This is a genomic window from Endozoicomonas sp. YOMI1, from assembly GCF_024606345.1.
GTDB lineage: Bacteria > Pseudomonadota > Gammaproteobacteria > Pseudomonadales > Endozoicomonadaceae > Endozoicomonas.
On the sequence record NZ_JAHHPM010000599.1, the window covers coordinates 1 to 9,018 of the forward strand.

Sequence of the window (9,018 nt, forward strand, 5' to 3'; positions counted from 1 at the left end):
GTCTTATTCGGGCAGCGGGTGGCGGGAAGCGGGCAGCGCTTATTGAAATGAAGGTTCCTTAAAGGCCAGTCAGCCCAGATATCTTTCTTTCAGGTGTTGTTGGAAATAACTGGCCGTTAATGGCTCCCCGGTCGCCCTGGTCATCAGTTCTGCCGTGGAATACTTTCGTCCCTGTGACCAGATGTTGCTTTTCAGCCAGTCAAAAATGGGTGAAAGATTGCCATGCTGAATCAGGTCAGCAATATCGGGCATGGCTTTTTTCTGGGAGGCAAATAGCTGGGCGGCGACCATGGCACCGAGGGTGTAGCTTGGGAAGTAGCCAAACGAACCCATAGGCCAGTGAATATCCTGCATGCAGCCATTTTTGTGATCACCGGCTACATCCAGACCCAGGTAATCCTGCATTTTCTGCTGCCAGAGTTCGGGAATGTCATCCACCTCGATGTTTCCTTCAATCAGGTCACGCTCGATTTCATAGCGCAGAATAATATGAGCCGGGTAGGTGATCTCATCCGCATCAACCCGGATAAAGCCGGGGCTAACCCGGGTGTATATTTTTGCCAGATTATCCAGTGCCATGGCGGGCTGTGACGCCCCATCGAAGAGATGCTTGATGATCAACGGCTGTATCAACGACAGGAATGCGGCGCTGCGGCCCAGCTGCATTTCAAAGAACAGGCTCTGTCCTTCATGGATTCCCATGGAACGGGGGAGGGCAATGGGGAGTTCGCGATCCTGTTCTGGCAGATTTTGCTGGTAGCGGGCGTGACCGGTTTCATGGATGATGCCCATCAGTGCTTCCACAAAATTATCGTCTTTATAGCGGGTAGTCATCCGGACATCTTCGCTGACACCGCCGCAGAATGGATGAGTGCTGACGTCCAGTCGGCCATGGTCAAAATCAAAACCGAGCAGTTTCATCACCTCCAGCCCCAGTGCTTTTTGCTTTCCGATCGGGAAGGGACCTTCAGGCTGAATGATGCCCACTGAAGATTGACGATAAAGGGCATCCTGAATAAAGCCAGGCAGCCAGGTTTTCAGGTCACCAAACAGCTGGTCAAGCTCCCCGGTATTGACGCCGGGTTCATAAAGTTCCAAAAGGGCGTTGTAAGGGGAAACATGGCTTTTTTCTGCCCGAATAGCGGCTTCCTGACGGGAGAGGTTAACCACTTCTTTCAGATTTCTGGCGAAACCCGGCCAGTCATTTTCAGGCCGCTGACGTCGCCAGGCATGTTCACAGTTTGTGGATGCAATGGTTTTGGCTTTCACCAGATCGTCCGGAATGGCACTGGCCTGTCGCCATTCAACCACCATCTCTGCAATGGATCGAACAGTATCTGGATTGGTTTCCTGAGTCTGTGCTTCCTGCAACCAGGATTCCACGTCAGGTGCCGTCAGCAGCTTATGCAGAAGGGTGTTCAATTCCGCCAGCGCTGCACCACGGGCCTGATTGCCTCCGGCAGGCATCATGGCGGCCTGGTCCCAGCCTGCAATGGCTCCCAGATGCGAAAGGTGATACATCTGCTGGAATCGGCTCACCAGGTTCTTATAAGCAGTGGTCATCGTTGAACTCCATAAACGTTATTATGAGATCCATTGTATGTCGTGTTAGTTCACAGGGACAGGCTAGTTTTCCGTATCGATAGGGAACAAAAAAGGCTTTACGTTGTCAGTGTTAAGAAATATTCGTGATTATAAACGGGTAGTGGTTATGGACAATGTACAACATTCTGTTGTCAGTACACTTGGCGCGGTAAGTGGTGAAAATCAATTACCTGGGGCAACCATAGCCAACAATGCCAGTACGACGATTGACTCCTCCGGTTCTTTGGCTCAGATACCCGGCGTTTTGAAAGTCATCAAAAGCAGCAAAAATACTCCGGTGGAATACCCTGCTGAAAAAGTGCCTGAGAAAAGCTTGACTAAAAGAAAGGTTAAGCGCCATGAAGAACTATCCAGTTCAAAAAGTTATGATGAATTAATGGCTTTTTGCAGAGAGAATTTCCAGGGTAAGGAGTTTGCCTATGACCTTATGGGCTTTACGCCAAAGTCAACTGAAGATCTCAAGCTTGTGGAGTGTTATCGAAAGGATGTTGATCATTTTAGTGACATGGTGGTTAAAGAAAGACTGAAGCTGGATAAAATCCCGAGTGACCGAAGAAAAAGTGCAAGAATACGTTGTGAATTACTTAAACATCAACTGTTTATTTTGCAATTTGAGTACCTGATTTTGTGCCATGAACGCTACAAGCCTGTAGTCAGGATGGTGTTTGTGTTACAGAGTGTATTGATAAAGCATCGTAGTGGTGGGCCAGCATTAGACCAAATGACCGGTCTCAATAAGAAGTATGGCAAATTAGTCAGTGATCTTAGCCAGTTTATACCCGCGAGCACTGTCAGTGATGATCGCCTGGCACAGCACTGGCAGGTTTTTATTTCACAATCCAATGAGCTACTGAATGTCTGTGCCGGGCTGACCAGTTTGCATGAACAGCTCTCGGACAAGCGTGAGAGTAAATATGTAAAGTATATGAACTCAATATCCAAAATCTGTAATGATGTCAGTTTGTCTCTGGTCAAAATCCTCGATGATGCTGTCAATTACTATGCACAGCTGAAGGACAAAGATGAACTGAATCGTGGATTTGATCCTGATGTTACAGGGTTGAGAATATGGTTAAATTCAGCGTCGAGCAAATCAGACCTGTTTGAGTGCTATGAAATTTGCGACGTGATACAAATGATTAGCGCTTCACTGTGTATTGGCGAATTTGCCGCAGCGCGCAAGCTGTTAAGCGCGTTCATCAACCTGATTGATGGCAAAATTGATGGCATAAATGCTGAGTTAGGTGATATCGAATGGTTGTTTTATCTTGCGTCGAAGTCGGTAGCATGCCTGGTTTGCATCAGGTTGTCAGACATTGGCAATAATGAATTTAGAAATATTGAAATAATCAAGAAGTTGTTTAAAGAATTGGTGCAAAAGGCTGGACAGATGTTTTCCCTGTCTGAAGCTGAGCGCTCAAAACTCGATGACTATTTTCAAAGATTCGTCGAAGGGCCCTGCAGAGATGTGTTATTGATGCATGCCCTTAGGGAGGAAGAATCTGTCAGGCAAAAAGATCGTCTGGTCAGTGAAGTAGAGCGTGAGAACACCAGGAAAAAACGGGAGATCAGGGGGAAGCTGAAACAAAAAATGGCCAAGGGCTATGGTTACCAGAAACCGGTGCAGCCGAAAGTGCCTGAATTCGCTGCCCTGTCGCCAGCCCAGCAAAATTCACAAGCCCCACAGGAAGCACAGGCACCTTTGCCTCAGGGGTTGCAGGATGCGGTAAAGGCGTTTGTTGCTGATCGACCAATGGCTGAGGTCACGGCAATGATTCAATCAGTTGTCGATGATCCCGGGAGTACTCCAGTGGTTAAGGCCGAGGCTTATTTCGCTCTTGCTGATATGCTTGACAAAAAAATGAATAAAGAATTCGACCGGATTGCCTCTCATACGTCGTTCATTTATTCCTATGGGCGTTTATTGCAAGCAGGTGTGCTGCCGTCACCCAACTTGGGCAAGGAATTCAATAAGGCCATTCAGGGCGTTACTGATATATCTGTGCTTTGTGGTTGGCTTGATAGAGTCAATGATGCGCTGTGCATCTTGTCGGGATTAATTCTCTGTACCAATGGGCTGGACAGTGAATTTCTGGATGAGCTGGCATCTTTGCATGAGCGTGTCAGGGCAGAGGTAGATCTGGTTAATCAGGTTGAAGCCGCTTTTGATGAGATAAAACGTATCTGGGGCGACCGGTTGCGGCTTTTGAGAAGAAACCACAAGTTGTCAAAAAGTCGAAGAAAACCTGCACAAGATCAGCAGGATCAACCGCAAAAAGCCCCCTTCGATCTGTCAATATTGCAAGAGGCCCGGGGTGAACTGACAAGGCAGGTAACCCCGCTGAGAAAGACACTGGAAAAAACCAGGGCGGATATAGACAGGCATCTTGTTTCCACACCGACAGCCTTGGGGCACTGGGAGGCGAACGGTGTTGATGATTCCTCACTTGCTACCAATGATGATCAAGAGGTGCCGTGTGCGCTTGTCAGGCAGCAGGTTCAACGTGCGCAATTAGCAGGCAGTTGCTACGGGCCTGAATACTGGTCAAACTTTACCATAGAGGATTGGTTACCAGGCAATGAGCTGCCCGACAACCATCCACTGACACTGATTGCCGAGGCATTACACAGACCTCTGTCGGTCAGAGCTGGTGGGCAGCAATGGTTAATTTGCGAAAATGGCACAGCGACCGTCAAGCCCGGAGCCATTCCGAAAAATTCGCTGAATCTGACGGTTGATGAGCTGGCCCATCCGGCTGACGTCTCATAACAGTCGTGCTTTCTAAATACCGTCATGAATAACCATATAATTACCGCCTCATCTACGGCAATAAGAACCGGGGGCACATTATTCTCCCGGAAGATATGCTCAGGGTATGGATTTTATGTCCTTCGACTCCGCTCAGGACGAGCGGAGTTTGGAGCGCTCAGGACGAACGGAGTTTGGAGATTGATGATAGAAGAAGCCCATCAATTACATTGAAACCTGGTTCAATTAACTATTAGCCTTGTCAGGATCAAAGTGCTCACGCACTCTTTGCAGCAGCAGATAGAACACCGGAATCAGCAGGGTGCCAAAGATCGTGGCCGCCAGCATACCGGAACTTACCGTGATACCGATGATCTGTCGACTGGCGGCACCGGCGCCCGTGGCAAGTACCAGCGGCATAACCCCAAGAATAAAGGACAGGGCGGTCATCAGGACGGCACGGAAACGCAGGCCGGCGGCATTGATGGCCGAGTCGAAAATACTGTTACCCTCCCGACGTTGGACCATGGCAAATTCCACGATCAGAATTGCCGTTTTCGCCGCGATACCAATTAACAGCACCATCCCGATCTGGGCATAGATGTCATTGGCCAGCACCGGATTCCACTGACGCATGATATTGATTCCCACAAAGGCACCAAAGGTAGCAATTGGCACTGCGCTGATAATCGCCAGTGGCATGGTCCAGCTTTCGTACTGGGCGACCAGGAACAGGTAGGCAAACAGGAAGCACAGCGCAAACAGGATGGGTGCCAGGTTTCCTGCTTCGATTTCCTGTAAAGACTGACCTGACCAGGAATAGGTATACCCCCGGGGAAGGTTTTGTGCCAGTCGGGCCATTGCCGCAATGGCGTCACCGGAGCTGTAACCCGGAGCAGCCTGACCACTGATGTTGGCCGATTGATAGAGGTTGTAATGACCGATACTGCCGGGACCCAGCACGGGCTTCAGGGAAGCAACCGTGGTCAATGGCACCATTTGTCCCTGACTGTTACGGGCATAGAACTTGCTGAGGTCAGCAGGCCCGGCCCGGTCAGCACTTTCAGCCTGCAGGTTGACCTGATAGTTCTGGCCAAACAGGGTGAAGTTATTCACATACAGTGAGCCCAGCTGGGTTTGCAGCGTCATGAAAATTTCAGATAACGATACATCCTGGGCTTTGGCCTTCTGACGATCCACTTCCAGCAGGTATTGCGGCACATTGGCCTGCCAGGTTGAAAACACCCGGGAGAGTTCCGGCTGCTGGTTGGCCTGGTAAATCAAACCGTTCATGACCTGGCTGAGCTCTTGCGGTGAACGTCCCATGGTATCTTGCAGCCGGAAGTCAAAGCCACCGGATGAGCCAAGACCCGGAATGGGCGGGAAGGCAAAAGCCATGATCTGTGCTTCCTGCATTGACCACAGTTTTGCCTGGGTTCTTTGCAGAATAGCGTCCTGATGCAGCTCGGGACTCTGTCTCTCTGACCAGTCGTTCAGTACGACAATGGCCAGCGCCGCGTTACTGCTGGAACCACTGAAGATACTAAAGCCGCTAATCGTGATAACGCTATCCACCCCCTGTTCGGAGCGAATCTGGTCGGTGATTTCACCCATCAACTCCTGGGTGCGATTTAATGAAGCCGCATCGGGCAGCTGAATGTTGACCGCAAAGAAGCCCTGGTCTTCATTAGGGACGAAGCCGCCGGGTGTCGAAGTAAACATATAGCCGGTACTGGCCAGCATCACAGCCAGAAGGCCCGCGCCCAGAATGGAACGGCTCAGTAACCGTGTTACCCAGCCCTGGTAACCCCCGGTCAACTTGTGAATAAAGGTGTCTACCGGTTTCAGCCAGGCAATCTGGTCAAGACTTCCTTTTTTCAGTAATACCGAGCACAGCGCAGGACTTAAGGTTAACGCGTTGACCGAGGAGATCAGTACCGCCACAGAAATGGTCACGGCAAACTGGGTATAGAGCCCCCCGGTAATGCCCGGCATAAATGCTACGGGCACAAAAACCGCCAACAGTACCATGGTGGTGGCAACAATGGGGCCGGATACCTCTTTCATCGCCAGGCGGGTGGCGTCTTTCGGTGCCATGCCTTCTTTTGTGATCAGTCGTTCAACGTTCTCAATAACGACAATGGCATCATCCACCACAACACCGATGGCCAATACCAGGCCAAACAGGCTGATGGTATTGATGGAGAACCCCAGTACCTGCATGACCGCAAAGGTACCAATCAGCGACACTGGGATAGCGATGGCGGGAATTAGAGTTGCACGCCAGTTCTGAAGGAACAGGAATACCACCAGAATAACCAGCAGTACTGCTTCAAACAGTGTTTTGACCACCTCATTGATGGACTCGGAGATAAACTCTGTGGTGTCAAACTTGATGGTATAGTCCATGCCCTGGGGGAAGTCATTCTTCAGCTCTTCCATCTGGGCTTTCACGCCTTTGGCCACGTCCATGGCATTGGCGTCGGGTTGCTGGTAAATAACCAGAAATGCCGTCGGTTTTTGGTTCAGCCGTGCATCACCCTCATAGTTTTGGGAACCCAGTTCCACTTTTGCAATGTCTTTAATGCGGACAAAAGAGCCATCCGGGTTTGCCCGGATAATGATATTGCCAAAAGCGTCAGGGGATTCCAGCTGTCCACGGGTACGGATCGTATAGGTAAATTGTTGATCCGGCTGATTGGGAGCTTGCCCAAGTTGTCCGGCGGCAACAATGGCATTCTGCTCATTAATGGCATGACTGACGTCCGATGGGGTGACACCCAGTGAAGCCATCCGGCTGGGGTTCAGCCAAATGCGCATACTGTAGGTCATGGCGCCCATCACCTGGGCCTGTGCAACACCCTTGATACGGGTCATTGGGTCTGACAGGTAGTTACTGGCGTAGTTGCTCAGGTAGACTTGATCATACTTGCCCGATTCGGAAATCAGGTTTACCCCGAGCAGCATGTTGGACGACTGCTTTCGTACACTGATCCCCAGCCGACGAACCTGTTCAGGCAAACCCGGTTCGGCAGCGGATACCCGGTTCTGCACATTGACCATGGCGATGTCCTGGTTTGTGCCGGAATCAAAGGTTACTGTGATGGACACACTGCCATTATTGTAGGCTTTGGAGTCCATATAAATCATCCCTTCAACCCCATTGACCTGCTCTTCAATGGGACGCATAACCGCTGATTCCAGGGTTTCAGCATCGGCACCCGGGTAGGTGGCACTGATGGTTACCTGGGGAGGCGTGATTTCCGGGAACATACTCACTGGCAGCGTTGTCAGCGAGATCAGACCGACCAGTGTGATCACAATCGAGATGACGAATGCGAACTTGGGCCGGTTAATAAAAAACTGACTGATCATCTCAGAGATCCTGCTCCTGTGGCCTGGCGGAAGCGGGTGATAAAAGAGTACCGGTGGTTGGGTCTACGGTAACCAGGGTTGGCGATACTTTGCCGCCCGGACGCACTTTCTGGAGGCCCTGAACGATAATCTGTTCACCTTGCCTGAGGCCTGATTTTACTGCCCACATGGCATTGATACGACGACCGACTTCCACCTGTCGGGTTTCAACGATATTTTCCGGCGTTACCACCAGGACAAAATAGCCGGACTGATCCTGTTGAACCGCTGCCTGCGGAATCAGGGGCGTGAGCGTTTTGTCATTGCTTTCTGCCTGCAACGTGACGTAAAGGCCAGGCAGAATAATACCCTTAGGGTTCGGGAAGGTGGCTCGCAGGGTCAGGGTACCCATGGTTTCATTGATCTGGGTGTCAGCAAAACTGAAGGTGCCAGGCTGGTCGTATTCAGTACCATTTGGCAGTCTGAGAGAGAGCTGGAAACTGCCTTTTTCTTCAGTCGGGATTTCTTCAACGCTGGTATCCTGCGTCGTTCTGTCTTCGGGGTGTTCTGACAGATGGCTGATCAGCTGCCGTTCATCCACCTGAAAAGTAATATAGATAGGGTCCATGCTGGTCAGAGTGGCCAGAGGTTTGCTGGAGGAGGGCCCCACCAGATTGCCGACACTGTAGGTTGACTTGCCTATTTCACCTTTGAATGGTGCCGAAATTTGCGTGTAGCCAAGATTCAGCCGGGCCGTTTCCAGATTGGCTTCTGCTGCTTCAACAGCGGCGACCGCCTGGGCTTCCGAGCTGGTTTGATTATCGTAGTCAGCCTGACTGATCGCTCCCCGTTTGACCAGATCCCGGCTACGCTCAAGGTTTTTCCGGGCATTAATGAGGGAAGCTTTGCTACTTGCCAGCTGGGCCTCGGCACCTTTGAGGGCTGCTTCAAATGGCGCTCTGTCAATTTCGTAAAGCAGCTGGCCTTGTTCGACCATACCGCCTTCAGTAAAGTTTCTGTTGACCAGAAAGCCATCTACACGGGCACGGATGTCTACCTCATTGATGGCTTCTGAACGGCCAACGTATTCATAATAGTCGCCTACTTCCTGATCGATCACACTGAAAACCGATACGCCGGGGGGTGGCATTTGATGTTGCGGCTGGTCCTCTGAACAACCGGCCAGAAGGACAATAGAAGTGGCTAAAGCGCCTATCGGAAGCCATTTTCCGAGTTTACGATCAGTGATGTTAGCGATCATTGACAGCTCCGTAAGGGGGCAGTTGAAATAAAAAGCAACGAACGCAACA

General features: G+C 50.6%; 4 protein-coding genes. 1 reads left to right on the forward strand and 3 read right to left on the reverse strand.

From position 1 onward, the window contains the following. Positions 1-69 precede the first annotated feature (69 nt). Complete coding sequence (locus tag KDK15_RS20785; protein WP_257297314.1) at positions 70-1,563, reverse strand: carboxypeptidase M32; 1,494 nt, start codon at positions 1,561-1,563, stop codon at positions 70-72. Positions 1,564-1,711: 148 nt separating this feature from the next. Between KDK15_RS20785 and KDK15_RS20790 the strand changes: the two genes are divergently transcribed. Further along, positions 1,712-4,375 (forward strand): hypothetical protein, encoded by a 2,664-nt coding sequence (locus KDK15_RS20790; protein WP_257297315.1) that lies wholly within the window; start codon positions 1,712-1,714, stop codon positions 4,373-4,375. A gap of 225 nt (positions 4,376-4,600) precedes the next feature. Here KDK15_RS20790 and KDK15_RS20795 read toward each other — a convergent pair whose 3' ends face one another. Together KDK15_RS20795 and KDK15_RS20800 are read right to left on the reverse strand one after the other, a co-directional pair. After that, positions 4,601-7,729, reverse strand: coding sequence for an efflux RND transporter permease subunit (locus KDK15_RS20795; RefSeq protein ID WP_257297316.1), 3,129 nt, complete (start codon positions 7,727-7,729; stop codon positions 4,601-4,603). A gap of 1 nt (position 7,730) precedes the next feature. Beyond that, positions 7,731-9,018 (reverse strand): efflux RND transporter periplasmic adaptor subunit (locus tag KDK15_RS20800; RefSeq protein ID WP_257297317.1); only part of this gene is annotated, 1,288 nt, incomplete at its 5' end.